At 57.3% G+C, this 26,216-nt stretch carries 18 protein-coding genes and 9 pseudogenes; 11 read left to right on the top strand and 16 right to left on the bottom strand.

Translation table 11 applies throughout. From position 1 onward, the window contains the following. Nucleotides 1-117 precede the first annotated feature (117 nt). Entirely contained in the window at nucleotides 118-315 is a 198-nt protein-coding gene (locus tag MW898_RS22160; protein WP_248910439.1) for a hypothetical protein, read from the top strand. Here MW898_RS22160 and MW898_RS22155 read toward each other — a convergent pair. The 5 genes and pseudogenes from MW898_RS22155 to MW898_RS22135 form a co-directional block, all read right to left on the bottom strand. Then, on the bottom strand, nucleotides 300-950 hold the full coding sequence (locus MW898_RS22155) for a class II aldolase/adducin family protein (RefSeq protein WP_248910438.1): 651 nt from the start codon (nucleotides 948-950) through the stop codon (nucleotides 300-302). The genes MW898_RS22160 and MW898_RS22155 overlap by 16 nt on opposite strands. Nucleotides 951-1,065: 115 nt before the next feature. Beyond that, entirely contained in the window at nucleotides 1,066-2,655 is a 1,590-nt protein-coding gene (locus MW898_RS22150; protein ID WP_248910437.1) for a DUF5060 domain-containing protein, read from the bottom strand. Nucleotides 2,656-2,745: 90 nt separating this feature from the next. Further along, nucleotides 2,746-3,801, bottom strand: coding sequence for an isocitrate/isopropylmalate dehydrogenase family protein (locus MW898_RS22145; protein WP_248910436.1), 1,056 nt, complete (start codon nucleotides 3,799-3,801; stop codon nucleotides 2,746-2,748). Between the two features lie 395 nt (nucleotides 3,802-4,196). Beyond that, a pseudogene (locus tag MW898_RS26405) lies at nucleotides 4,197-4,361 on the bottom strand (GAF domain-containing sensor histidine kinase); the annotation flags it as partial. Nucleotides 4,362-4,373: 12 nt separating this feature from the next. Then, on the bottom strand, nucleotides 4,374-4,820 hold the full coding sequence (locus tag MW898_RS22135; RefSeq protein WP_264556880.1) for a sensor histidine kinase: 447 nt from the start codon (nucleotides 4,818-4,820) through the stop codon (nucleotides 4,374-4,376). A 205-nt stretch (nucleotides 4,821-5,025) separates the two neighbouring features. Between MW898_RS22135 and MW898_RS25825 the strand changes: the two genes are divergently transcribed. Further along, the gene (locus tag MW898_RS25825) at nucleotides 5,026-5,160 is read left to right on the top strand and encodes a hypothetical protein (protein ID WP_264556857.1); all 135 of its coding nucleotides are present in this window, start codon (nucleotides 5,026-5,028) and stop codon (nucleotides 5,158-5,160) included. A gap of 54 nt (nucleotides 5,161-5,214) precedes the next feature. Here the strand turns inward: MW898_RS25825 and MW898_RS26400 are convergent. The 6 genes and pseudogenes from MW898_RS26400 to MW898_RS22110 all read right to left on the bottom strand — a co-directional run. Continuing rightward, nucleotides 5,215-5,259, bottom strand: a pseudogene (locus tag MW898_RS26400) (hypothetical protein); the annotation flags it as partial. Nucleotides 5,260-5,368: 109 nt separating this feature from the next. Continuing rightward, a pseudogene (locus MW898_RS26535) lies at nucleotides 5,369-6,508 on the bottom strand (IS4 family transposase); the annotation flags it as partial. A gap of 1,065 nt (nucleotides 6,509-7,573) precedes the next feature. Then, complete coding sequence (ddfA, locus tag MW898_RS22125; RefSeq protein ID WP_248910434.1) at nucleotides 7,574-7,837, bottom strand: DdfA family disk-determining factor; 264 nt, start codon at nucleotides 7,835-7,837, stop codon at nucleotides 7,574-7,576. Nucleotides 7,838-7,980: 143 nt separating this feature from the next. After that, on the bottom strand, nucleotides 7,981-8,409 hold the full coding sequence (locus MW898_RS22120) for a sodium:calcium antiporter (protein ID WP_248910433.1): 429 nt from the start codon (nucleotides 8,407-8,409) through the stop codon (nucleotides 7,981-7,983). Nucleotides 8,410-8,462: 53 nt separating this feature from the next. After that, nucleotides 8,463-10,476, bottom strand: a pseudogene (locus tag MW898_RS22115) (LUD domain-containing protein). 3 nt (nucleotides 10,477-10,479) lie between these two features. Continuing rightward, complete coding sequence (locus MW898_RS22110) at nucleotides 10,480-10,980, bottom strand: LUD domain-containing protein (protein WP_248910432.1); 501 nt, start codon at nucleotides 10,978-10,980, stop codon at nucleotides 10,480-10,482. Between the two features lie 498 nt (nucleotides 10,981-11,478). Here MW898_RS22110 and MW898_RS22105 point away from each other — a divergent pair, with 498 nt between their 5' ends. Beyond that, nucleotides 11,479-12,165: a shikimate dehydrogenase family protein gene (locus tag MW898_RS22105; RefSeq protein ID WP_309242262.1), complete on the top strand. Its 687-nt coding sequence runs from the start codon at nucleotides 11,479-11,481 to the stop codon at nucleotides 12,163-12,165. 546 nt (nucleotides 12,166-12,711) lie between these two features. Here the strand turns inward: MW898_RS22105 and MW898_RS26530 are convergent. Continuing rightward, the gene (locus MW898_RS26530; RefSeq protein WP_444881626.1) at nucleotides 12,712-13,038 is read right to left on the bottom strand and encodes a hypothetical protein; all 327 of its coding nucleotides are present in this window, start codon (nucleotides 13,036-13,038) and stop codon (nucleotides 12,712-12,714) included. Here MW898_RS26530 and MW898_RS26525 point away from each other — a divergent pair. Next, entirely contained in the window at nucleotides 13,000-13,338 is a 339-nt protein-coding gene (locus MW898_RS26525) for a transposase (RefSeq protein ID WP_444881625.1), read from the top strand. The genes MW898_RS26530 and MW898_RS26525 overlap by 39 nt on opposite strands. A gap of 467 nt (nucleotides 13,339-13,805) precedes the next feature. Continuing rightward, nucleotides 13,806-14,108: an L-rhamnose mutarotase gene (locus MW898_RS22095; protein ID WP_248910430.1), complete on the top strand. Its 303-nt coding sequence runs from the start codon at nucleotides 13,806-13,808 to the stop codon at nucleotides 14,106-14,108. A gap of 26 nt (nucleotides 14,109-14,134) precedes the next feature. Here MW898_RS22095 and MW898_RS26375 read toward each other — a convergent pair. Together MW898_RS26375 and MW898_RS26370 are read right to left on the bottom strand one after the other, a co-directional pair. Further along, nucleotides 14,135-14,305: pseudogene (locus MW898_RS26375) on the bottom strand (F420-dependent oxidoreductase); the annotation flags it as partial. Nucleotides 14,306-14,424: 119 nt separating this feature from the next. Then, a pseudogene (locus tag MW898_RS26370) lies at nucleotides 14,425-14,496 on the bottom strand (hypothetical protein); the annotation flags it as partial. A gap of 388 nt (nucleotides 14,497-14,884) precedes the next feature. Here MW898_RS26370 and MW898_RS26365 point away from each other — a divergent pair. Further along, nucleotides 14,885-15,150: pseudogene (locus tag MW898_RS26365) on the top strand (RNA-guided endonuclease InsQ/TnpB family protein); the annotation flags it as partial. A gap of 154 nt (nucleotides 15,151-15,304) precedes the next feature. Then, nucleotides 15,305-16,687 carry a sulfatase family protein gene (locus MW898_RS22085; protein WP_248910429.1) on the top strand — a complete coding sequence of 461 codons (1,383 nt, stop codon included), beginning with the start codon at nucleotides 15,305-15,307 and terminating at the stop codon, nucleotides 16,685-16,687. A 262-nt stretch (nucleotides 16,688-16,949) separates the two neighbouring features. Here the strand turns inward: MW898_RS22085 and MW898_RS22080 are convergent, their stop codons facing one another. Continuing rightward, the gene (locus MW898_RS22080) at nucleotides 16,950-19,193 is read right to left on the bottom strand and encodes a hypothetical protein (protein WP_248910428.1); all 2,244 of its coding nucleotides are present in this window, start codon (nucleotides 19,191-19,193) and stop codon (nucleotides 16,950-16,952) included. A gap of 510 nt (nucleotides 19,194-19,703) precedes the next feature. On the opposite strand from MW898_RS22080, the gene MW898_RS22075 reads away from it, so the two are divergent. The 3 genes and pseudogenes from MW898_RS22075 to MW898_RS22065 form a co-directional block, all read left to right on the top strand. Then, nucleotides 19,704-21,113 (top strand): sulfatase-like hydrolase/transferase, encoded by a 1,410-nt coding sequence (locus tag MW898_RS22075; RefSeq protein WP_248910427.1) that lies wholly within the window; start codon nucleotides 19,704-19,706, stop codon nucleotides 21,111-21,113. A 687-nt stretch (nucleotides 21,114-21,800) separates the two neighbouring features. After that, nucleotides 21,801-23,123 carry an endo-1,4-beta-xylanase gene (locus MW898_RS22070; protein WP_248910426.1) on the top strand — a complete coding sequence of 441 codons (1,323 nt, stop codon included), beginning with the start codon at nucleotides 21,801-21,803 and terminating at the stop codon, nucleotides 23,121-23,123. An 87-nt stretch (nucleotides 23,124-23,210) separates the two neighbouring features. Further along, a pseudogene (locus MW898_RS22065) lies at nucleotides 23,211-23,571 on the top strand (IS5/IS1182 family transposase); the annotation flags it as partial. A gap of 637 nt (nucleotides 23,572-24,208) precedes the next feature. Here the strand turns inward: MW898_RS22065 and MW898_RS22060 are convergent. Then, entirely contained in the window at nucleotides 24,209-25,486 is a 1,278-nt protein-coding gene (locus MW898_RS22060) for a TolB-like translocation protein (RefSeq protein WP_248910425.1), read from the bottom strand. Between the two features lie 100 nt (nucleotides 25,487-25,586). Here MW898_RS22060 and MW898_RS22055 point away from each other — a divergent pair. After that, a pseudogene (locus tag MW898_RS22055) lies at nucleotides 25,587-26,196 on the top strand (IS6 family transposase). Nucleotides 26,197-26,216: the final 20 nt, after the last annotated feature.

Here is a 26,216-nt window from a genome sequence, read left to right as displayed (position 1 = left end):
TGAGGGAGTCGGTCTGCCATCGAACGTGGTTTGTGTCCGTCATGTTGGCTTCCTCCCGCCCTAAAGGCACGGGTTTCCGCCTTGTAGCCATTATGAGCCCTCGCGAACGAGACAGGGGTGTTCTACGCTATTGAGAACGCCACCGAGTGGCCGCTCAACGGACAGTATACCCACGTCGACGAGGTGAACAGCAAGTACGACGGCCTGAGATGCGACCATGCCGTCCTGAAACTGGCGTGCGTGGATGCACTCGTTTCTTCGAATTCGTTGACGATGTCATCGACCCGAATTCGCCAGCATCAGTTCCTCCCGTAGCAGCGGAACTTGTTGATCAGGTCGTCGACGGTCTTCTCAGGGAGGATCTCGGGGTCGCCGACGTTCAGCGCTTGGTAGTGGATACGAGCGCAGTACTCGACCATCTGGGCGATCTCAAAGGCGGCGTCGAGCGTCTCCCCGACGGTGATCACGCCGTGGTGTTTGAGCAACACGGCCTGATAGTCGTCACCCAGCGTCGCGGCGGCCATCCGTCCGAGTTCCGTGCTTCCGGGGAGTCCATAGTCGGTCACGGGAACCTCGTGGCCAGCGAAGCCGATTAAGTAGTGCGACGCGGGGATCGCTTGCCCCAGACTCGCGAATGTGGTCGCGTACGGCGAATGGGTGTGGACGACCCCGCCGACGTCGTCGCGGTGTTCGTAAACGAGACAGTGCATCGGCGTCTCGCTGGACGGGTCATTGTCTCCCGCAATCTGTTCACCTTCAAGGGTCACGACCGGGACACGTTCCGGTGTCACGTCCTCGTATGAAACCCCTGAAGGCGAGACGGCGACACAGTCGCCCGACCGCTCACTAAGGTTTCCCATCGTCCCGTTGGCAAGCCCCTGCGCGATCAGCTCTTTTCCGAGTTCGCTCACTTGCTCTCGCTCGCTCCACATGGTGGTCTCCTCGGTCATCTTAACACCCAATGGGTCGTTCCTGTGTCGCATAAACCTTCATGTCGCACTCGTGAGCACCCCCGCCGACGGTCACGAAACACTAAGATCGCGGCCGCGGCGGCAGGCTGTTCGCTCAGTACTGTCGGATCGAAATCGCGGTGGGGTGATCCGGATTCGACAGTGGGTTCTCGATAGAAGTCATGAATCCCTGAAACGGGTCGTGGGACAGCGGTAAGGTTTCGCGCTCACCCGTGAAGACGTCCAGTGCGCTAGCCTCCAAGCCGTTGAAGTCTCCTTCTAGATCAAGGTCGCTGTCGCCGCCACCGGTTACGTGAGTGAGGTCAAGTTCGACGTCACCGCCATCCGGGAGGAAAACGAGGTATTGTCGACCGAGTTCGGTCAGGCAGTAACCATCGGAGACGAGTTCGTGAGCGGGGGTCATCGGGTTCAACTCGAACGAATCAAGGGTCTCACGGAGGTAGGCGTATCGCTCCCATCCCGGTGGTTCCGGATCGGTTTTAATAAGGTCCCAGGCCATGTTGCTGTAGTAATAACAGGAGTAGCCACCGCCGACGTAGATTTCCCAGGTCGTCACGAGGACCTCCTCCCAGGGACCGGTCGACTCCTCTCGCTCGAAGATCTGGAGATTTTCGACGCCGACTTCGGCGCCGTTCTCGGCGTTCAGGTATGGGACCTCCAGGTCACGGACTCGTAGCGTCGCCTCGCGGGCGTACCGACCGGGACGAGTGAGTGCGATCTGGTCGGAGACAAAGTCGACCAAGTCATCGATAGGGGGCTCTTCTCGGTCGTGATTCGGGGTGAACCGGCGTGGGGACCGGCCGCGGTCGGGATCGTGGGCAGTGACGAGATGGTCGTAAGCGTCTACCCTTCGGAGCAAGGCGAGCCGGTCGCGAGTATAGTCGTGGGACCCGGCCTCGTGGCGGATATTGTATGACTCCTTGCTGACGTCCCAGACGAGATTCGGGTACGCACCGTACCGCGCGACGACGTACTTCCAGTAGCGGTCGTCGTCGGCCGAGCGCCGTTCGGGCCAGTTGACCTCCTTGTTCTGGACCTGCATCATCAGGTGGACGACGATCCCTAACTCGTGCATAGTCTCTAGCAGATCGTCGAAGTCGTCGAAGAACGCGGGGTTCAGCACCTCGTGGTTCGGCTCCTCGTTCGTTCCCCCGAAGACGTATGTTGGGGGCGGCCCGTAGACGTGCTCGCTGTCTGAGTCCCCAAACCCCGTGTGGGCGTAAACGTTGGCGAGAACGTAGTTGAACCCGCGGTCGACAAGCGTCTCCAACGTCTCCCTGCACGGTTCAGGCTGGGCCTGGTGATAGGCAAACAGCCAGTCGAACTCGAACCCCAGTGGCTTGAATTCCGTGCCGTCCTCGAACCGGAAGCGCTGAGGGTGAGCGTCGTCCGTCCGGACCCGTCCGTGGACGTCCGGGTTCGTCGAGGGCACGCATTCCAGCGGGCCGAATTCCTGGCCGTCAAGGGCGGATTCGCTGGAGCGGGTCGTCCCCGTCCACTCACCCTCCAAAGGCGGAGAGAACCTGACGACCCAGCTCTTCCCGTCGTAGAACCCCTTGATCCCCTCGATACATTCCCCAGACGCGTGTTCGAAGTCAGCGGTGACCTCGACTTCGAAAGGATTCTCATGCGACACTGGTCCATTTACTGTGAAATCATTGACTGAAAAACGTTTGACTACCATATCGCCGTGTTAGTCTCGCAGCCGAGTAATAGTTCTTTCTCTGTCCCGGGGGTTACCTCTTGGTTACCGAAGCGAAACTGGTTGTGAGAATCAGAATCGCGTGACGAGATCGTCGACGACGTCTCTGGTTTTCGCAGACCCTCCCAAGTCGGGCGTCTTTGGAGCGGTCTCGTCACTCACCTGTGCTTCTACCCCTTCTCGGATGGCTGCGGCTGCGGAGCTTTGCCCGAAGTCGTCGAACATAAGACCGCTACTCAACACAGTTGCCAGTGGGTTGGCGATCCCATCCCCGGCGATGTCCGGAGCACTTCCGTGGACCGGTTCGAACATCCCCGGATAGTCGTTGTTCGGGTTAAGGTTCGCCGATGGGGTCATCCCGAGCCCGCCGACAATGGCCGCCGTGAGATCTGTGAGGATGTCTCCAAATAGGTTCGAAGACAACACCACGTCAAAGTCTTCAGGCCGCTGGACTAAATGCATATTCGCCGCGTCAACGTACATATTCTCAAGCCTCACATCGGGGAACTCCTCGCTGACTTCCTCAACGACTTCGTCCCAGAACACTGGGCCGTGTGAAAGCGCATTCGATTTTGTGACATTCGTCACCTTCTTGCTTCGGGTTTTCGCGTCACGAAACGCGCTCTTGGCGATCCGTCGAATTCCTTCTTTGGTGTAGATAGAACTTTGCAGAGCAATTTCTGTGGACCCACCGCGGTTGAGTCGACCACCGACGTCTATGTATTCACCCTCGGTGTTCTCCCGATACCAGACGATGTTGACGTCCTCCGTTTCAACACCTTTGAGCGGCGTCAACGAGGAATCAAAGAGTATCGCTGGGCGGAGATTGATGTAGTGATCGAATTCTCGACGGATGGAAATATGTCCTTCAGTCGAGCTGATATGATCTGGAACGTCTGGGTGCCCCATTGCGCCATGGAGGATCGCGTCGTGTTCAGCAAGTTGGTCGTAGGCTGTATCCGGAAGCATCTCCCCTTTCTGTAGGTATCGCTGACTCCCCCAGTCGTACCATGTCGTCTGAAACTCGAATCCGAACTTCTCGCTCGCTGCGTCAAGTACCGGGATCGTCGCTTCTACGACCTCGTTACCGATCCCGTCACCTGGCAGTAATGCTATATCGTATTCCATCAGACATACAAATCAATCCACACTATTTAAAAATTTTTATCATATTAGAGATGGTATTTAGTTAATATCATTGTGGGCTGAGTAGAAGTGTTGGAGTCAGGATTCGGCGGTTTCTGGTACAGCGTGGCTGAAGCAGTTTGAAATCGAAGAAGTGCGGCGGTTAACTTCATGGAAGATCCGTTCGCTGCCGTTGCGATTTTGGTGGCGAGATATCCGAAATCGGAGGCCGAGCCGGTCGAGTGCGGTTGAGAAATTCTGTCGTCACCAACGAGAAACTCGGCGGGTTCGACGTCGTGTTCTTCGTCGAGATCATGGAGAAATTGTTCAATGATGACGATCGTAATCGTTGGAGATTATTATTGACATTATTCAGACAAACAGTCAATTTAGACAAGTCATGGTTTCGTAGACAGCTCTAGTTGTTCACCACCGTCCGCAGCGTCTGTGGCAGTCACTGACCAGTCGTACTGGTCAACGACTCCTTCGACGATTGAGAGGCCCAAGCCTGTACCCGACCTGTCGGTCGTATACCCCCGCTCGAAGAGAGTGTCAGCGTCGACTTCATCGAATCCCTACCCATCGTCAGTAATCGCGAATCTATCTCTATCGGGAAGCACAGCGACAGTCACGACGACATCTTCGCCACCGTGTTCGCCGCTATTACGGAAGGCGTTCTCGAACAGGTGCTGCAATCGGTCGGGATCAGCTTTGACAGTCAGGTCACTCGTCTCGTCAGTGAGTGACGCATCTGCCGTCGCCACCTGTTCCCACGCCGACTCGGCGATAGCCCCGACGGTGACTGACCTGGTCCTGATATCGCCGTCTTGCCGGGCGAGCGTTAGCATGTCATCAATCAGAAGTTCCATCCGGTCGAGAGAGCGTTCGATCGCTTCGATGTGCTCGCCGTCTCTTTCCTCGTCGAGTAACTGAAGCCGTCCCTCTGCGACGTTAAGAGGATTCCACAAGTCGTGACTGACGATGCTGGCAAACCGGTCGAGTGATTTGTTGCGCGCCTCCAGATCCTGCTAACACTGCATTTCCGTGGTGAGGTCGTGGAACACCAGCACCTGTCCGATTCGCTGGTCACGCACGTCGGAAATCGGCGAGACGTCCACACTGTAGTACCGATCGTCGAACTCGATCTTCTCTTTGTTCTCACGGGTTTACGACCTCTCGGTACTGTTCGTCCAGCACAGGAGAAACTCTCAACAGATCTTCGATATCGTGTCCGACTACACTGTCGTCGATATCGAATTGCTCGGTAAGTTGGGGATTGACGTATACGACCTAGCCAGTACCGTCAACGACGAGCACGCCATCGTTTATTGTCTTGACGTCAATTTCGCTGGCGATCGGTGAGATGTCAAGCAACCACGCACGGAAGATTGCCCACGAAAGACCGAGTGCCGTGAGGGTGAATGCAAGCGGCGTCGGGTCTACGGATACGGTTCCCGAGATGTACAGAAGGCTGGCGATCCATGGGGAAATGTGCTCAAGAGAAGCGCTGAGACTTGCCGACGATACACTCTGTCAGTCCGAATGGTGAACTGTGCGAGCCACACCGTCGCGGTAGCGAGTAGCCGAGATACTTACCGAGTTCGTGAAGGATGAGCTGGGTGTGCGACCGGAAAGTTGCCGCCCAGCGTTCCGGCGGAAACACGATTTCATTGTCGGCTTGTTCAGTGACCAGATCCAACAGCTCACGACTCACCAGCAGTGACAGCAACGCCGCATACAGCAGAATTTTCTTTGTGTCGAACTCGTCCAGTCCGCACTGCGTCTGCAGCTCACGAAACAGCGTTTCTATCTCCCACCGACACCGATAGAGTATTTCGAGATCCGCCAGGAGAAACTCCTCTCTCGGCAGATTCGTAAAATAGAGATGGTTGTCGTCGGCGTCCTCATCACGGACGCCGACGACGCGGGGCCGCTTCGTGTCCAGCTAGCACGTTCGTACTGGCCTCGCTTGAACTCCGCTTTGGACCTCTACGTCGGTGTACTTCCGCGAGAGATCATCGACCACATCCTGAATCTGTTCGTCCACCAAGGGCCTGGCGCGTCCGCGCCAGGCCCGCAACTCCTCGGTTATCACCGGATTCGCGTTCGACTTCAACCAACTCACGAAGTAGCTGTTGTTCTCGTCGATCAGTGCGAAGCTGCGGTACTTGAAGTACGCCAGATCGAGCAACACGAGCGGTCCATGCAGCCACGAATCTGTCTTGAACAACGTGCTGTCGTGCGTTTTCTCGTCGGTTACGTCGACCCGTTCGATCGTCTAGTCAGTGACGTTGTGGAGCAGGTGGGGCTTCGCTCCAGCCTGCTCCTCGTAACGGGCTTTGAATTCCTCGGAGAGAAGCTCGTGCAACCGCAACACGGTCCTATCAGCGCTCATCACATCTCTGAACCGGTCGATATCAGCGTCAACAGCGTCTGGAACAGCGACCTCGTCGAGCATGGTTACGACGAGGTCGCAGAGATACTCCGCGAGTGTCGGCGTTAACCGGTGGCAGAAGCCACCGGGAGAGAGCGTCTCGTCGGCGGTCGAGTTGTAGCTGCGTCTGAACCCAGCGAGTGTTCGGCTTCGCCCCAGGCGAGAGCCGAACACGAGGACTGGAACTGAAGCTTCCCTTCACGCTCGACCGGGCAGAGTTCCTCGGCGTGCTCTTCGAGGAACTCAGATGGAAAAATGCGTAGTGAGCTGACGCACAATTCGAGATGAGGTGGTGTCGTTGTGCACACTTGTCGCCTCCCCACTCCTATCGAAAAGTAGCCGCGATAAGCCGCCGTTGTCACGTGGTTCTTCTCTTAGCTAAAGACAGATAGAGGGGAACTCGTGTTGGAATGAATCCTTCAATTCGAAGCGGTACTGTCATTCTCTGCAATGACATCTACCGGAAATACCGGCTACATTTGGTACCTGGTTTCTAGATATTACAGAAGTACTACTGTAATCTCTTTGTCCCCGGTCCGGTATTGGAGCTGAAATTGACGATAATACCGGTCCTGTACTGATAGCAACTCCCGTATTTTGTGGAGCTCTCACTCGGTAGCTCAACACAATGGAAGTCGACAATACGGAGTACGACGGCAGTATCAAACTCAGGCTATCCTTTCAACTTCTACGACCGTACTGAATCTGTGCTGGAGATCCGAAGCACCACCTCACACCGCACGGTGCCCCAGCAGGGACCGATACAATATGATAGTTCAGAACTGAGTTTGGGAGTCGACCTATCGGATTCTCAAAACCAGTGTTTCGGTGTAAATAGTACGACGGTGCAGCGACAGAGTAGACTGGCGTACACGCGACCAGCAGGGATCGAAAAACGCTCGTGCTACGTCGTCGAGCAGCCAGCGTCTGTCGGCGTCGGAGAGAAACTGCACCTCGTCGAGCCACTCGTAGGTATCAGCGTAGTCTGCTCTGTTGAATCTGGATATAGCGTGGGGACCGGGGCTGAATGCACGGTCATTAGACTCCAGTAGTAACGGCTCCTCACATGTGGACTTCGAATGATAGGGTGATTATGGAGAGAGAAAGCCGACGCCGGCCAGTCATCTTCTCGCCAGCTCCTGCTCAAACGCTGAATACTAATTCACCGATCCGGCCGCCGTCATTGGATTCAACAGAGCAGCGTAGTCTATCTCGCCGAACTCGGGATGACTCGCTGAAGACTCAAACACTATTCGACGCGGTTTTGTAGTGGTTAGTCGCCACTGTGACGCTCATCAAACGCTTCTAGGTGTTGGCTCTATTCGCCGTCGTCTCGGCCTTTTACGCTTTCTGTGGTGCGAGATGGATTGTTCTATCCGAGTGGATCGTAACTTGTTGTCCAGCGTACTTGAATGAGAGCGTAGCCATATTTGCGGTACTCGAGCAAAAGAGTTCGTCGAGTGCATCTGGATCGAGCGTCTCGTATAGCGGTGGCAACTCGGTTTCATCACGGCCGGTTGATGCTGCGATTCGACTGACTACGGCGCTTGTAATTGACTCTTGGATGGTTTCGTCACCCGTTTTAGAGTGTGGATTCTCGACCATACCTCTGGACAGAGAATGTACGGGATGTTAAAAAGTCTACTTGTCGGTTAGTTCCCAGTGTCTGATAGTCGGATATTGCCGTTCTAGCACCTTGCTCACAATATGTTGCTACATTCGCGACTGCTAATGTTCATCGGTCCAACTCAGATGCCACGACTGAGTGCCAAGACGTAGATAAATCCGATGTACCCACTCAGGAGCGCCGCTCCCTCGACACGCGACACGCGTTCTCTGGCAGCAAGTAGCACGAGCGCGCCGACGGTGAAGACGACTAACAGCGGCAGTTCGATCGTCTTCGTCGAGACGGAAACGCGGATTGGGACGAGTACGGCCACGAGACCGATGACAGCGAGGATGTTGTAGATGTTGCTCCCGATGACGTTCTCCACGGAGAGGGCCGCCCCCTCGCGGTACGCACTGACCAGTGACGTCGCGAGTTCAGGCATCGACGTGCCGAAAGCGATAATCGTGATTCCGACAAACAAGTCATCGAATCCGAGCGTGTGAAGCACGCCCTGACCGCCGACAATCAGCCCTCGTGAGCCTGCCAGCGAGCAGAGTATCGTCCTCACGAGGGTAAAGACCACCCGGTATCCGGGAAACGACTCGGCTCCGCGTCGGCAGGTCAATCCGGTCCCGGGTCCAGCAGTTGCACAGGGTGGGTCGGACTGCGCTCCAAGAGATCATCGAGTTGATCAAGACAGGAGGTCCCGCTGGCGACGACGATCCTATCGCGTGTCTCGTTAGTCGTGAACTGGTCGTGCAGACCCTCGCCGACTGCCATACTCACGTCGTAGTAGTCGGACTTGTACCCGAAGCTCCCCGCCATGCCACAGCATTCGACGTCGGAATTCACCACGTCGAACCCACGCCGCTCCAGCAGCGAGACCGTGTACTGTTCGAGTCCGAGCGTGCGTTGCTGACAGTGGCTGTGGTACGCAACTGGATCGCCATCGCCGGAACATAGCACGGACCCATCGGCACCGTTTTCGACTAGCCCGAAGACGTACTCTCCGATTTCGTAACTGTTCTCGGCGAGCGTCGCCGCGGATCCGTCGAGCAGACGGTTGTATTCGCGTTCGAACATCGCGGTGGCGCTGGGTTCAATGACGACCACGTCGCGGCCAGATTCGATGACCGGTTCGAGGGGCTCTGCTACTCAATTGACGTGGTCCCGCGCAGTGGAGATTATCCCCTGAGAGAGCGGCGCACGGCCGCTGGACGCGACCGATGGGACGACCACCTCTACGCCGAGCGCTTCGAGTACGCGGACGGCTGCTTTCCCGCGCTCAACCTGAACGTGATTCGTATACAGGTTGGGATAGAGGACCGCCTGCCGTCGCGGGCTCTCGACTGAGACGTCGCGGTCGGCGAACACTCAACGAGCGTCTTACGCTGGAACTGCAGGAGGTCACGGCGAGTGTCGATCCCGAGGAACCGGTCCATCGCCTGCCGCGAGACCCACGTGTCGGCGAGCCAGTTCGAGGCCCGGCGCCGTCGCCGAACCGACCTTGGCGACCGTCTCAAAGTTTCCGGAAAAACCGTTTCTGGAGGGGTAGACTCGACCCCTCGACGTCGGGCGTGAGTCCGTCCACGAGGAAGTCAAAATTCTCGTCCGTCTGCTGGTTGACACGGTCGCGGACAACCGTGTTGATCCATGGAATATCTATCTTCACTGGACACGCCTCAACACAGCGCGAGCACCCCGTGCACAGGTCGTTGAACTCGGCGGCGACGTCGAGCCCCTCAACACCGGCCTCCCACCCCGTTGCGATACCCCCCGAGTAGGTATTCCCGCCGAAGGCGTGGCCGCCGACCTGCTGGAAATTGGCACAGACATTTGAACAGGTCGAACACCGGATGCAGTACAGCGTCTCCCTGAGGTCGTCGTCCTCGCGCATCGCCATCCGACCGTTGTCGATCAAAACGAGGTGGAAGTCGCGGTCAGAGTCGAAAGCTGACAGGGCCATTTCGTCATCCGCGAAGTCGACCACTGGGGTATCGACCGATGGGGTGAGCAAGGAGGTGTACGAAGTGATGTCCTGGCCGGTCCCCGACCGACCAATCAGTTCGACGAATGGCTGGAGGTCGGTGACCGACGGAATGACCTCCTCGATGCCGGCAACCGCGACGTGTGTCTCTGTCGCCGCGACGGTCTTCCGGGCATTCCCCTCGCTCGTTACGAGTACAATCGTCCCGGTATCGGCCGTTACGAAATTCGCGCCTGTCATGCCGACATCGGCGGCCGTGATACACTCGCCGAGTTTCTCGCGGGCGAACTGCGTCAATTCCGCGGCGGATTCCAGGGGGCTCTCAGGGTCGAACACCTAGTTGAACAGGTCAGCTATCGACTCGCGTGACTTGTGTATCGCTGGCGCGACGATGTGAGAGGGTGCCTCGTCGTCGGCCAGACAGAGCCGTCCGCCGTTGTCTTCGATTGTTTCCCTGAGTTGCTCGATGAGTTCGGGCAGTCGTTCGATGGCGTCTTCTTTGATCGCACGGGCTTCGTCTTTGAGGTCCTCGTAGTTATACAAAAGCTCTACCGACTCGTACCGGCCGCGATTGAATCCCTGCGTGTTCGTTTCTACGGCCACACCCTCGGCGGCCATGATCGTCTTTAGTCGTTCTGCCTTTCTCATCTGTCAGTCCTCGACAACCACGACAATACCCTTGCTTGGCCCGTGCGCACCCGTGACCAGCGCCCCCATGTCGGCCGTGGCGCTCGGGCCGGTGGCGAGTATGACATCGTCATCGCCCGTTCCGCTCATCGCGTCGAACCGGTCGAAGGCCGCCTCCATGTTCGGAACGATGTCGCGCTCGTCGACGACCGCGACGTAATGGTCAACGTAGAGGCTCACCAGTTCACTACCGTTGTCTCCCGACAAAAGCGCTACCGACCCGCAATCCGCGACGGCGAACGACGCGGGCGTCACGCCGATCTCGACTCGGTTCAGTTCGGCAGGGGTCGGGTCGACAGCCACAGTATCTGGGAGTCTAACGTCTTCGTGTTCGGGCGAGACACCGACAGTCGGCCCAGTCGCTATATCTGTGATAGCGTCCGCTACCTTTTCTGGTTTGGCGCTGATACATTCGACGCCGACGGATGCCGACGAACGCTCGAACGACTCAAGATGGGTCGGCATATATGAAACAGAGTATCACCTGCTAATCAGGTTTGGGATCCGGGGCTGTGCGGAGTAACCGATATGTGGTCGGTGCAAACGCACGATACTACTGGCAGTCTGGTGTGTACAATGTTCTCAGGTGCAGGCGGGACTCGACGTGAAACGGGTCGCCTCGGTGAAACTGTGTTCCTCCACGCCGAGTGTCTCCGTCTGAATCTTGTACCCATCACTCCGTATTCAGTCTGTGATCGCACCGTGGATCCCATCTGGAAGCGTTCGGCGGCGGCCGGATTCTCGTGTTCGTGGAGTTCGAATCAACAATGAGCGAAGCATTGGCGTTCCTCAGGGGTGGTCGCTGATGAGCGAGAGCGCCACACCGTCCTCGTGAACTGGTTTCGAGTTCGTGTGCTCGGAACTCGCTGACTGACTGGAGGAATCAACCAGAGTCGACACCGTGACACTGACACGTCTCTCAACCCGCTACGCTATCGAGTGACTGAGCGTGCGGACAACTAGATCCACCAGGCCAGTCTGCGTTCGAGGGGTCTGTCCCGGAAATTTGAGTCCGCCAGAAAAGAGAGGACGAATGAGTTATTCACTAGTCCAGCCAAATGGAGTCTCATCGACGTATACGGTATTATCGGAGACCCCGTCGAACATTCGCTTTCGCCGCCGATGCATCAGGCCGCGTTCGACGAACTTGGCATCGACAGTGTGTTCGTCACCTTCGAGGCCAACCCCAATCGGATCGGGCAAGCGTTCCACGGCGCTGAAGCACTCGGCTTCGACGGGCTGACAGTCACTCTACCATTCAAACACGACGTACTCAAGTATGTCGACTCGGACAAGCGGACCGAGTTGGTCGGCGCAGTCAACACGATCAACTTCAACGAATCTCTGCCAGTCGGGTATAATTTCGACCTCTCGAGGACACTCCGAGCATTCGAAAACCACGACGTGGCCCTAACCGGCGCGGATACCATCGTGATCGGCGCTGGCGGAACCGTCCGGGCCATCGCCTTCGGCTTTGAATCAAGGGGCGCAAACGTGGCCATCGCCAACCGAACGGTCGAACGCGCCGACAACCAAGAGACAGCCACCTCCACCTTAAGTTGCCGAAGGCGGATGTATGTTCAGACGGCGAGAAACCAGTTACTGAGTCAGCTGAGGCGTACTCGAAGACCGTGCCTATCTTGCCGTTGAACGTGCTGTCGCAATTTCCCGCTGGTCCACACAGACCAGCAATCTTCAAAGTGATACCCGCTCGCGTATTCTGGACCGATAATACCAAAATCTGACGTCCCAATTCTACTCAACTTCGATAAGACATTACACTACTACTACTGTAATCACTCCCGAATTGGTAGCCACTTCACCCGATATTACCGGTTCGACGACAGAGCTGTGTGACAAGAAAGGGCTATAAAATCACTCCGAATACGAACCAAAGAGAATAACTTTCAGTCACTGATCGAATTGTCTTCCCTTGCTGCCGACGATGTCGACAAAATCCTACGATGATGTGATATGTGCTCTATTGAATCCGGAAACAGCGGCAGGATAGCGTCGCTCTGAAGATGGAAACGAAGCGGAGAGAGGAAATGTGCCTAAGATCCTCTTCCGCTTCGTTAAGTAAGCGGCGTCGCTGGCTCAAAAGCACTGCGCTGCCAGCCCCACGGTGATGGTGAGTGACCCGGCTAGCAACAGATTTGCCGGCTTGAAGCACCTCACGTTGCATTTTTTGTCGGTTCACATGGACGTCACCTCCCTCGAAATCGCCGATTGAGCCAGCGAGATGGATCGGGTGTGCACTGTCTTGCAGTTGACCCGGACCGAGTTCCCGGCACCCTCAACGCTGTAGCAGTCCTTCGAGCGGGTGCCTACCCGTGTTTGGCGCCAACTGCTCAACCGGTCGGCGACCGCCTGCGATCCCGGTGAGCATGGGGCGCTGGATGCCGCGTTTTCGACCGCGAGGCAGTAACCAGCCGCTACATCGATCGTTCGGATCGCCACATACGGACGCTGAAGACGACGGAGTTGGACGATACGGAGTCGTGTGCCGTCCTCAACGTGCACTGTTCGGCACTCTGGCCACACGATACACAGGTGGGTCGTCAGGTAGCGTTACGAAACACCGAGAAGATCGGGGGTCTTGCCGGCAAGGAAGGCTACGGCGACCAATCTCTGCGGGAGACTCTCCGGTCAAACGGCGTCCGCCCACTCATCAAATATCGGCTGTTCGCGCACTACGACCACGCCCACAACGCCCGGTTGAACAGCGAGAAGTACGGGCAACGCTGGATGGCTGAGAGCGCGTTTTTGGTCATCAAACGCCGGTACGGGCCCGCTGTCGAGCCAATCGCCTGGTACCGATAGTTTCGTGAATTGGTGTTGACCGCTGCGGTCTACTACCTCGAACAAGCCATCAAGGAGTGATCGCTACGCCGTCCATAGATTCAACAAAGCAGAACATACCGGAACAAATCTTCGGTACAATTCGTTTGCCAAATACAATACCCGATGCGATTGCTCTAACCTCCGGGAGGCGCCACTCGCAGTACAAATTTGAATAACGGGTAGTCATAGACACCGAGAGTCCTATATCCGATCATAACACTCGTTGATCTATCACTGCGAACTCCGCGGACCGGGAAACGAATACACCGACAACTGATGTAGCTTGTTTTGATAGTGGTAATTGCAGCGATTGACCGGTACGCGCCCATCCCAATGTCGCAGCGATCCGGAAATATTCTACAATAATCACTATGCGTGTCCACAGGTGGCTCTCTGGATTGCCGAGACTACGAGGTATTATGTTGTCACGGAATTAGTTTTAGCACATGGAACGAATCGGATTTCACCTCGAGATTCGGGACGGTAATCGGGAGGACTACCGCAAGTGGCACGATCAAGTACCTGAGGAACTCGAGTCGGCGTACCTCGAATCCGGGGCCGGACTGGAGACCTACTCCGTGTTCGAGAAGGACGGTCACGTCTTCGGATTCATGGAACTTGCCGACCCCGAGGCCATCAAAGACGTACAGGCCGAGAGCGACGCCCAGGCTGACTGGGACGAGGTTATGGACGACATCCTCAATGATAAAGACGACATCTGGCTGGACGAAGTGTACCGTATGATCTAAGGGTCAAAGAAGAGCAAAAGTCGCGCTCAGTCGAACGCGGGCATCACTTCGTCGGCGAACAGCTCCATGCCGTCAAAGTCGGGGTAGTCAACGAACCAGCACTGGAACTTAGTAACACCGGCGTCGACGCGGTCTTCGATGGCCTCGATACACTTCTTGGGCGAGTCCATGATGAAGTACTCCCGGGCGACCTCTTCGAGGGTCTCCATGTCGACAGGATGGAGGTTGCTCGCGTAGCAGTCGATGTCGTCCTCAACGGGACCCCGAGCAGTTCGTAGACGGGTTTCCCGGCCTCTTTGCCGGCGATGTCCCAGAGCGCGAGATCGATGGCACTGATAGCCTCGATGGCCGCGTCCTTCCGGCCGAACGGGATCGTTGCCCGGTACATGATGTCGTCCCACAGTCTCTTGCGTTCGTGGGGTTTTGGCCGATGACGAGCTTCGAGAGCGTCTTGTCGACGATGGTCTCGATCGCGCCAGTCGCCCAGTTGCCGTGGCCAACGCCCGTGATGCTGGCGTCTGTGTGGACCTCAACGACCACATCGCCGACCGGTCCCATCCACTTGCGGCTGGCCTGCGGGTTGTCGCCCTCCGCGTTGTTGTACCCCTCGTACTGGCTCATCACTGTGACCAGTTGGAACTCCACGAACTCGCCCCAGGACTCTGTGCTCACCTTCGTGACGTCGATATCTGTAATTTCTATAATCAACCTGCCGCCGGTTCGTATATACCACTACCTAAGACTCACATAAGATTTTTGCAACGGGGATGGTGGTTCATCGACAGTCGAAACGTCAGTTCATCTGCCAGCAGTGTGCATACGAACTGAACGCGGATTACAATGCGACAAGAATATTGCGCGCAAACTAGTGAATCAGCTCCACCCGAGGCAAACGTCTCCAGGCAGAAGCGCACCCTGTCAGTGTGCGTTGACCTCAGGGACGCTGAATCTGAACGGCGAATACACTGCCTCCGTCGGTTCAACGGCAGAAGTGGAGTCCACTGACAAGCCCACGACGTCAGTCGAGGGTACTGACGAGTGACACTCGATATCGGGTTGAAGTCTGTACTTTCCGGCGGCGATGGGGAATCGGTATAGACCGCTGCACAGACCACTGCGCAAGTGGCCTGCTGACTACAGAATGGAGGACGAATGTAGACGGTAGATTTTTTCACCGAGGCATCGTCGCCATCGTCATGGTAGAGACACCGAACGGTAACGACAACCGACCGAACGTGTTGCTCGTCCACTGTCACGACCTCGGACGCAATCTCGGCTGTTACGATAGGGGCGTCGAAACGCCGAATATCGATGAATTAGCTGCAGACGGCGTTCTCATGGAAAATCAGTTCTGTACGGCCCCGCAGTGCTGTCCGAGTCGCGGCAGTCTGATGACGGGACGGTACCCCCATAATAACGGCCTGATGGGACAGGTAACCTGGGGGTGGGAACTCCCCGAGAGCGAGACAACGCTCCCCGAACACCTGGCCCAGATCGGATACTCGACACACCTGTTCGGCTTTCAGCACGTGAAGAAGGACGACGAGAGTATTTACGGGCGCGTCCACACGACGGACAGCCGCGCCTCGAACGTTTCCGAAACCTTCTCAGAGGATGTCGAGTCGTTGACGGACAACGGTCCGTTTTTCGCGTCGCTATCGATCGATGAACCCCATCTTCCGATACGGCGCGACCACGTGGACGACGCGGCTTACGAGCGCTATCACCCTGAGGACGTGGAAGTGCCGCCGTACTTGCCGGATCGACCGGGGGTCCGCGAGCAGGTTGCGGACCTCAATGGCGTTCTCAACCATACGTTGGACCCCGCGGTAGGGAGCATTTGTCGCTCAGTCGAGAAGGTGGGCATCGCCGAGGAAACACTCGTGGTCTTCACGACCGACCACGGGCTGGCCTTGCCGCGAGCCAAGGGAACCTGCTACGATCCGGGTCTGGAGGTCGCCTTCATCGCCAGACTGCCTAAAGTGTTCGATGGCGGGGAGCGCTACGATGAACTGTTGAGCCACGTTGACGTCCTCCCGACGGTACTGGAACTGCTCGGAGTGGAAGTCCCCGCCAACGTGGACGGCCGGAGTTTCCTTCCGATGGTGACAGGCAACGACTACGAGGAGCGCGACCACGTCTACGCCGAAATGACCTGGCACGAACGCTATGTACCGATGCGCACGATTCGCACGAAGCGCTTCAAGTACGTCCGAAACTTCTGGAAACAGCAGCGTGTCCACCTGCCGGCTGACATCCTGGGAAGCAGGGCAGGCCGCGAGGTTTGTGAGGAGTTCTACACGACCGAACGTCCGCGTGAGGAACTTTACGACCTGCGTGAGGACCCACACGAGCAGGAGAATTTGGCATCGGGCAGGGGCGCTCTATCGCCGCCGGACTCGTCGGGGCTGTTCGGGGCGCCCGGAGCGGGCCCCGATCCCGATTCCGATTACACCGAGGATGTACGCGATCTCCGCCAGCGAATTCACGACTGGATGCAAGCGACTGACGACCCCTTACTCGACGGTCCCGTCACGAGGCCGGGAACGGAGGTGTGGGAAGCTCAGGAACTGCGGTAAGTTCGCACGGTATATTCACCATAGCTGTTAGAACCTATCCGCAGATACGATTCTCTCCGAGTTCGGTTTTTGAACAAAAGAGGGGGGCACGCGAATGAAGCCGTCAGTCGCGGCTTCGAGCGCTGGATCCATGTCGTTGCACGCTAACGTCGGAGCGAAGCGGGTCACAGCCCCGTGAAACAGCACTTCTGAGAGCCGTGGACTAACGCAGACAATCCACTATACGCCGTGTTCACGGCACCGAATATTCGGCTGGTCGCACTCACTCAACCAGCAGTGACTGCTCCTGTCTGTCGTAGTTTCCAGAGGTAGCCACCAGCTCGCCGTCCTGCCAGGTCGCGAAGGCAGCCATCAGCCCGTCAATCTCGGCTGTGACCTCCCGGACCGGCTGTTGATCGCCCCCTGTATCGACTTCGACGGTGAGTGTTTCGTGGTCCGGGCCTAGGTTGGCCAGTGCGATGTGCTGGCGTTCGCCGGGATCGCTGAAGGCTATTCCCACCACGTTCTGTGGTAACTGGAGCGATTCGGCGGCTGTCGCTACCGTTTTCGTATCCGAGTGGTCGACGTTCGGCAACACGATGGCCGCCCGGTTAATCACGTCGGTACCGGACGCGTCTACGTTGGTCGCATCTGAGTGGGATCCGTACCACATGTCTTTTCGCGCTCCCGGTCGGTTATAGCCGCGGCCGCCGACGTAGACCATCTCCGACCCATCCAGAACGACCATTCCGAGTCGGTCGTCAACGTTCGCCCAGTGGCCGTCTAATTCGATCCGGTCAGGAGCGTCACCGGCTGTCACTGTTCGTTCGCCGGTCTCCGTGAACAGGGTCCGCTTGCCACCAGTCAATTCGTCGTTCTCGATCGCGAGCGGGACACCGCGCTCCCGGAGAAGCGTGTCGTCCTCGTCCGCGACGGCTCGCTCCAACTGCACAACTGGACTGCCTGGCAGCGAGAGGATCGCCACATAGCGGTCGAAATTGCCTTCGCGTAGTTCGGCCGCCGTAGCGAACCCGTCGTCACCCAGTGTAACGGTGTAGTCCTCTGCCGCGAGTTCGTCGTCCGAGTCCGTCAGTCTCCCGATCAGGGTCCGCTGATCGGGGGTGATCACGTAGGGTTCGTTCAAATGTGACTGGCTCTCCGGAGTGACGTTTCCCATGACGTTGTGGAGCCACGATGCGGAGGCGAACTTGGAGGGCGTCCGGTGAATGACGACCCCGACGTGGGTGAGTTCCGTCGTCCCGTGCATCGCTCTAGCGAAGTCCTCGTAGGGGACAGCGTCGTCGTCCGCACCCCACAGTTTGTGGTGGAGGTAGGCGAACCCAATCCGGCGCGCCGAGACGGCATCACGGTAGAAACCCTCTGATCCGTCGTCAGGCGCGCTGTCTCCCACAAATCGCCCATTGTCGTTGATCCGTTGACGCTTCGCGGCGTACTGAATCTCCCGGCTCTCAAGGGTCCGTGCTACCGGGTCATCGAAGTAAGTTGCCAACCACGCCAGATACGATACGTTCTCGTAAGAGTGGAGTGACCAGTCCAGACCGCTGGGATAGGCCCACTCGCCGGTCGCAGTCGTTATGTTCTGCAGCAGCTCCCACATATCAAATACGTGGTGGGTCGCGGCACCGGGAACTGGATTGCTCGCCAATCCGAAGAACACGGACGAATCTCCGAGATACATCGGCGCGACGGACGCGTAGTCCGGGTGGAAGAAGCCGTGATTCTCCAGCGTGTAGTCTGGATGGATGTTATGGGATTCGATCCACTCGCTGACGGCCCGACCGTCGACGACCGTGTCGTCCTTAGCATCGACCGCCGTCGACAGCGAGTTCATCATGTGCTGCAGTGCCGCCTCCCGCCAGGCGTCACTTTGCTCGTGGTCGGGAAACATGTTCGCCGCCAGCGCCGGACTGGTCGTCCCCCAGGCGTTCTCCTCTGCCATCGTGTCGTACTCCAGCCCGCTGTACGGGTTCTTTTCGACGAACTCTGACGCCTCGGCTGCCATCATCGCCTCAACGGATTCCCGGGTCTCGACGGTCAGTTCGTCCCAGATCAACCAGGCCGCCAGTCCCACAGTGCTGGCCCACAGCGACGTCTGTCGATGGTGCCACCCGTCGGCACCCCACTTGCTGCCGTCGACCGTCGGGTAGTCGCCCGTGACGTACGTCATGGCAGAGTAGCGGATGGCAGCGATCGCTTTCCGTTTCAACTCGTCGGCGGATAGTTCGGTCAGCTCTAGGTTCTTGCGTTCTTTGTATAGCAGCGCGTGAACGAACGCCGTCGCACCGTTAGCTCGGATACCTTCATTCCCGTGACTAATCCCGTTCCCGAAGTATCCAGCGTGGTCGGCTTCCGGCCACTCTTCCCAGAGATCCGCTGTGTAGTTAGAGTACCGTTCGAGTGAATCAAGATACAGGCGCTTGATTTCCCGATCTGGAAGGGGTGCTTTCCGAATGTCGAACGGGCCAGTGGCTGGATCGGTTCCGTCTGCTGTGGAATCGTTATTCATCATCTCCCGATCAGTCAGGATGCGGTAAAAAACGTATCGGTGATCAGAGTGCCACCGTCGGCTTCTTCGGCGATCGAAAGTCGTCGTGGCTATCTCCTGCTCATGTGTACCGGCCAGACAGCAACAATGTGCTACACAGGAGCGTACACCGAAACTCCGGAACTTCCGAATCGATCTTCTCGCAAACTCGCTCAGGGAGGTCGAGGCGCCCCGCACCATCCACTATAACTGATCCACTCCCGTGATACGATGACCGCTGATTCAACTGTCATCAGATTGTATCAACACCTTATAGAGTTTCCAGAGATCCGAAGGAATCAATCTGAGACACAGTTGTATTTAGTCCACCACATGACCAAGTCAGCGCTTACACAGTTCTCCCATATTGATGAACGAACCCACGGAAGCAGCCTGACCACACCGGGAATTGGCTGTGTGGGCGGCTGTTTCTGTTCGAAACCTAATAACTTTACGAAGGTTTTATAATTCCACCGATTGGGTATAAGTTGTATGTCTGATAGGCCGAACGTGCTGTTTCTTATGGACGACGAGCATCGTCCCGACGTCTTCGGATACGCCGGTAACAACGTCGTCAGAACGCCGAACATCGACCGGCTAGCCGAGACGGGTGTCGTCTTCGAGAACGCCTACACGCCTTCGCCACGCTGTGTGCCGGCCCGTCAGTGCATGATGTCGGGACAATTTCCGCGGACCTGTGGCTGCGAGACGTTTGGCGAAGACCTCCCGCCTCAATCGATGACATTCGCTCGGCGTCTGGCGCAGTACGGCTACGACACCGTTGCCGCGGGCAAGCTCCACCACACTGGCGAGGACAAGGACCAGGGGTGGACACAGCATATCAGTTATTATGGCGGGAGCAACGTTAACCGCCTTGACGAGGAGGCCGAGGAGCGGTACAGTCATATCCGCAGAAAGTGGTCGGACGCCAAAGAGATACGAAGAGCCGGCGTCGGGCACTCGGACGTAGGATGGAAGAGCCGCCTCGACGAGTACCGCATGCAGGGTGCCTGCAACTACATCACTGACCGGTTCCTCAATCCCTATTACGATCGGGAGGAGCAAGACCGCCCGCTTGTGCTGAAACTGAGTCTCTCCCAGCCCCATTATCCCTACTTCACCACCCAGGAGCGATTCGAGTACTACCTCGAACGGGTTGACCCGTACGTCGATGAGGAGGCGTTCGACCACGACGTGCTGAGCCACCGCCGGGTCCCTGTTCGCGATGACGACCAACGCCGGCGGGACGACCGTAAGGGGTCCGTGAGCCCCCGCGAGGTACGTCGTGCGACGGCCGCCTACTATGGGATGATCGAGACTGTCGACGAGTACTTTGGGCGTACGCTCGACGAATTAGAGCGTGTCGGTGAGGATCTCGACGAATGGATCATCGTCTACACCTCCGACCATGGGGAGATGCTCGGCGAACATGAGATCTGGGAAAAAGGCCACTACTTCGAGGCCAGTGCTGGCGTCCCGCTGGTGATACGGTGGCCAGACAAACTAAAGCCCAAAACCGTAACAGAGAACGTCACCCTGTGTGACCTGTTCGTGACGCTGTGTGACCTCACGGGTGTTCCCCTTCCCGACGACAACACGCTCGACAGTCGGAGCCTCGTCCCCCTGCTTAAAGGGGACGCCGACGGATGGGACAACGAGGCGTTCTCGGCCTACGGCGACCACTGTATGATAAAGCAGGACGACTTGAAGTTTATCCACTATCCGGACAACCCGGACGTCCTATTCGACCTCGCGGACGATCCCGGAGAGACAACGAACTGCATCAACGAGACCGAATACATCAACGCCGTCACTGACTTCCGGGATCGCCTTGCCGGACTCGGATACGGCCCTGACGCCGACCCAAACTACTCCGACGCCGGGTACGCCCCAAACGTCTGACCATGCCGAGATCCAGAGCGCGACAGGAGAACAGACCGTACCCCAAACGTGTTTGAACGGAGATGGCTCCCCCGTACGATGCGCAGATGCTGGCACCGGCCGTGACGAGAGTTATTCCAGACTAGGAAAATGCGATCCTGATTCCGATGACCTAGAATTGCTTCCGTCGATGATGGGCTCACCCGACGATAGTAATGTAATTGCACCTACCAATTCCCGTTCCTAAGTTAGATATTGTTTTTAGATCAGAGTAAATTTTGATCTTACATCGATGGATTCTCGAAACATTCGTATTAACTAGACTCACGGAAATGGAGGTTGTAACCTATTAAATTTCGCACTCAACAAGATGCCACTGTTTGGCCCTGAATAGTCACCCCAAGTCACTATAGACACAGCTTTTGCCGTCTTCGTACCGTGGATTAAGGGCCTAGCCTAAAGACAAGATCCGTTGTCAACAAATTCCACAACGACGGACTATTACGACAGCGGACAAGATGTCATCAACCCCCTATATTAATATGGCCTACGCTAGAATCGTACATATAGACCCTATAGATAGCTGTATAACACTAAGACCACTCCGTTTGTGATGCCCAGTTTCGTAGGGCCATCACGATCTGGTTTGTTCGAATCGAATCCACTCACGAACATTGACCGAACCCAAACAGACTAGATGAGAAAACTATGACAGACAACGATAACACAGACTCACTCCACCACAAGTTCGAGACAGGCGACGATAGCGACTTCGATTATCCGGGGCGAGCTCCGGATGCCGACTGGCGAGCGGCCGCAGCAGAGCGCATCAACGAACATCGGAAGGCCGACCTCGAAGTCCACGTCACCGACGAGGACGGGGTGCCCGTCGAAGGTGCCACGGTCGATGTCACGATGACCGAGCACGCCTTCGATTTCGGCGTGGAAGTCGACTCTGACGCGCTGACCGGGCAAAACGACGAGATGACCGAAAGCGAAACCCAACAGTTTCAGAAAGCCTTCCACACGTTGTTCAACAAGGGGACAATCAACGACGGATTCCCGCCCTGGACGTGGGATTGGGGCGATGGGACGAATTCAGGGACCCAGGTCGGCTTCGATGGCGTGCAGTGGCTCGTCGACCGTGATACTCCCGTTCACGGTCACACTATCCTCTGGATGTGGTCGGGTCGCGCGGCTCCGGAAAAAATCCTCGAAATAGAAGACGACGACGAGCTCCGGGAGAGGATGACTGAACACGCCCGTGACGTGGCCAGCGAACTCGCCTGGGGGATCGACGAATGGGACGTTATCAACCACCCAGTCAAGATGGACGGTGTCTGGCGTGACCGCTTTGACTCCGATCCCTCGGCCTGGGTAGAGTGGCTCAATGCCGCCCGGGAAGGCGATCCTGAAGCGACACTATTCGTCAACGAGGCAGCCTTCCGAAACGACGAAGAGACAGAGGGATACCGCGAGCGCTACTACGACATGATCGAGTATCTCCTCGAAGAGGACGCCGCAGTCGACGGCCTCGGTTTTATGGGTCATTTCAGCCCGGAGACACTGGTTCCACCGGAGGAGGCACTTGAGCGACTAGATAGGTTCGCCGAGTTTGATCTCGAGATCCAGTTCACTGAGTACGACTTCGCGGACGACTGGAGCGAAGAGGAACTCCCCACCGAGCAGGCCGAACAGTTGCAGGCGGACTACACACGGGACTTCTACATCTATACGTTCAGTCACCCGGCCGTAACCTCAGTCATCACGTGGGGGATCTGGGAACCGACGCACTGGCGTGACGATGCCGCCTTTTTCAGGGAGGACTGGAGCACCCGCCCGCACCACGACGTGTACAAGGAACTCGTATTCGATACGTGGTGGACTAAGGAATGCGGGGAAACCGATTCGGAGGGGACGTATGAAACTCGGGGATTCAAAGGCGAATACGTCGTTGACGCCGTTGTCGACGGCGAAACTCGGACGGCAACTGTCACCGTCGACGACGACAGAAACGTCGTCGAACTCTGACGGAAGAGCGCACTCGCGCCACTTTGCAAAAGTGTACCGGGAGTGTCACAGGAAGCGTCATGTACGAAGCAGCAGGGTGCGGGAAGTGTGTCCAACGCCAGCGCAACCCTGCAAGACGTAGCTTCGGCAGAGGACTTCTTGAACGAGCGGCTACCAAGACGGTGCCGCTGTTTGAACACCTTGAGTTCGAATTGCCTGAAATACGACGTGTTCGCCCCCTCGAGCGGGGGCGAACACGAGTTCATCAGCCACATCTCTTTCGTGGCATTCTGCACTGCTACTACGAGGACGTCTACGGCATACGCCCGGTTGCACGAGAACTTCAGTACGGCCTTGTCTGGCACTACTTCAGACTCTATAAACACCATCTAGAGACGCCATCGACCGCTTTCTCACCGACTTCGAATACGTTTTCGACGATGTCTTCAAGAGACTCGTTGAGTGGGCCCCCAAGAACCCGCGCGCGACGACCGTCGGCCGCAACTAATATCAAATTTTAGCCGTCGTCTTCCGACGACGCTACCGATTCCGCTCTTTCCAACTCGTACAACACGGGGCCGATGCCGTGGTCACGTGAACTGCTCGCCTGAGCGCCGTGCGGAAACGCCACGCTGACAATTCGCACGGCACTCGACACGTCACCGGAAACCCGTTTCCGAGTGAGTGTCCCGGCGGGAACAACCGTGTGAAAGACGGTGGACTTCCGTGCTGTCGTGACCGGTCGTTTCGAAGAATCCTACGAGATAGGGCACACCACAGATCACCGCTGACCAAACATTTAATCGGAGCGCTAGTGAGAGTCCAGTTGTGTCGGATGCCGCAGCCGACTGCGAGCCGACACCACTGACGGCCCTCCGCGTCGAGTACGACGGACCGCGCCTCCGGGCCGACGCGACCTACTACTGGTCGGTGAAACTGTGAACTGACGACGGCGAAACGGCGTAGGCCGAGCCCGAGCGATTCAAGACGGCGCTCGCCCCCGAGGACTGGCGCGTCGAGAGTACCCCCGAGCATAGAGACCGTTTGCGTGACGATTCCGAGTGCGATTCAACTTCACTCTCGGGTGAGCAGCAGCGAACGGTTTCTCAGTCCGAGGCGGAGCCGACTAGGTCGGTGAAGTCAGCGATGTACACCTTTCGGTGCCCATCGAGACAGGCGTTGAAGACGACGAACCGGTAGTCCGGTCCCCAGGCGGGGTGGGGGTCGACACGCATCCGGTTGTCGTCCCCACCCATGAACACCGGTGCCGTCGGGACGCGGAGCACGTGACGTTCAGTACCGGCCTCGACGTCGACGAACCGGATCGGCACGGTTCCGTCGTCGAACGCCATCGGTTCCCAGGGATAGGTGTCAGTGACGAGCGACCGACCGTCCGGGTGGAGCGAGGGGTGGCCGGAACCGACGATGTCGTCAGCGAGCACGCGACGGTCGCTGCCGTCCGGCCGGAAGGAGACGAACCGGATCGGTTCGCCTTCGGCCGGAGAGAGATTCATCGTGACACGCTCACCGTTCGGTGTCCAGCGGTGGTGGTGGCCGCCCCGCTGCCAGGGTTCAGATGGCATCGCGAGGCTGAGGTCCGATCCGTCTGCCCGCATCGAGACGAGGTTGGATACCCACCGATTTTGCCTGCCGGTTTCGGGCCAGTAGCGCAGGTGAAAGAGGAGACGCTCTGCGTCGGGACTCCACATCGAGTGCCAGCCGTAGTAGTCGCCCGGACCGTGGTCAGAACAGTCGAGATCGAGTTCCGAGACGATTTCGGCGACAGACACGAGCAGTTCCGTTTCACCGGTGTCGGTATCGGTGACGTAGAGGCCGTCGTTCTCCGGCGCCCCATCGTTTCGTGGGATCATCTCGTCCGGAACAACAGCACCGTAACCCGCCTGTGTCATGCGCGTTTTCAGCAGATCGGGGCTCGTCAGGGTGGCACCGTCGTCCGAGACGTCGTAGACCGTTCCATCGAGCGCCCGCCTCTCACCGCTCTCGAGGGTTAGTTTCACCCCGTACGGTGTCCACGTGTCGGTGTCGAGGTCGTTGTAGAACAGCTCGGTGTCGTCGTCGCCCCAATGGACGTGTGCACCCATCTGCGTGTCCCATCCTGCGGTCGTCCCGACCGTCTCTCGCTCGCCGGTCGTCAGGTCTACGACCGCGAGTGCGGCGCGTTCACCCGGATCGGGGAGGCGGTCCTCAACCGGTAGTCTCGTCACCGCGAGATAGCGTCCGGACGGGCTGATCGGCGAGGTCTCGAAAAAGCGGTGGATGAACCCGTTTTTGTCGGGTGTGACACACCACGCCGGCACGTCGGGGTCGAAAGCGTCGTATCGGGGAAATCGTTTGTCTAACGTTGAACGAGTGATCCGTGACACGCGTTTCTATGTAACGGATTGCGTTAAAACACTTTGCATAGAGGCATCGGTCGTGTTTAGTTAAGCGTGAAAAGTGAGACGGTGAGATTTTTTAGTGTCCATGCCAAAGATCACCCGCCTTAACGGACATAGAGACTGTGCCGATTTGGATTTTGTGGAGCGCGAGTGGACATCCGAGCCGGCGATGGCGCTAGGTATTCAATCGCACGTTTCGGGACTGTCGCTGTCGAATACCGTTGAATTGCTCGCAGACATGAGTGTCGAGCGGAGTCGCAAAGCGGTTCACGATTGGATGCCGATCTACAGCCAGAACCTGGTCAGTCCCGAATTAGATCGTGCTCGACGAAACAGTGATTCGGATCAACGACCAGCAATTCTGGCTGTACGCCGCCGCAGACCCCGAAACCAACGACCTGCTTCACATCCGACTCTTTTCGACGACCACAACAGTACTCACCGAGATCTTCCTCCGCGAACTGCGAGAAAAACATGATGTCGAAACTGCTGTCTTTCTAGTCGATGGCGCTCAACACCTCCAAACTGCACTCCAACAAGCTGGACTCCAATTTCAGATATGTCGTCACGGAAATCGCAACGCGATCGAACGGATCTTCCGGGAACTGAAGCGCCGAACGTCGTCGTTCTCGAACTGCTTCAGTCACATGAATCCAGAAACCGCCGAATCATGGCTTCAAACCTTTGCTTGCTGACACAATGCCACTAACTAAAC

Source organism: Halocatena marina (assembly GCF_023276375.1).
GTDB classification, from domain to species: Archaea; Halobacteriota; Halobacteria; order Halobacteriales; family Haloarculaceae; genus Halocatena; species Halocatena marina.
This window is presented reverse-complemented; position numbering and strand designations above follow the sequence as displayed.

Excerpts from the sequence above, each read along its gene's own strand:
- MW898_RS22155 (WP_248910438.1), bottom strand. The coding sequence starts at position 950 with ATGACCGAGGAGACCACCATGTGGAGCGAGCGAGAGCAAGTGAGCGAA.
- MW898_RS22150 (WP_248910437.1), bottom strand. The coding sequence starts at position 2,655 with ATGGTAGTCAAACGTTTTTCAGTCAATGATTTCACAGTAAATGGACCA.
- MW898_RS22145 (WP_248910436.1), bottom strand. The coding sequence starts at position 3,801 with ATGGAATACGATATAGCATTACTGCCAGGTGACGGGATCGGTAACGAG.
- ddfA (WP_248910434.1), bottom strand. The coding sequence starts at position 7,837 with ATGGTCGAGAATCCACACTCTAAAACGGGTGACGAAACCATCCAAGAG.
- MW898_RS22110 (WP_248910432.1), bottom strand. The coding sequence starts at position 10,980 with ATGCCGACCCATCTTGAGTCGTTCGAGCGTTCGTCGGCATCCGTCGGC.
- MW898_RS22095 (WP_248910430.1), top strand. The coding sequence starts at position 13,806 with ATGGAACGAATCGGATTTCACCTCGAGATTCGGGACGGTAATCGGGAG.
- MW898_RS22085 (WP_248910429.1), top strand. The coding sequence starts at position 15,305 with ATGGTAGAGACACCGAACGGTAACGACAACCGACCGAACGTGTTGCTC.
- MW898_RS22080 (WP_248910428.1), bottom strand. The coding sequence starts at position 19,193 with ATGAATAACGATTCCACAGCAGACGGAACCGATCCAGCCACTGGCCCG.
- MW898_RS22075 (WP_248910427.1), top strand. The coding sequence starts at position 19,704 with ATGTCTGATAGGCCGAACGTGCTGTTTCTTATGGACGACGAGCATCGT.
- MW898_RS22070 (WP_248910426.1), top strand. The coding sequence starts at position 21,801 with ATGACAGACAACGATAACACAGACTCACTCCACCACAAGTTCGAGACA.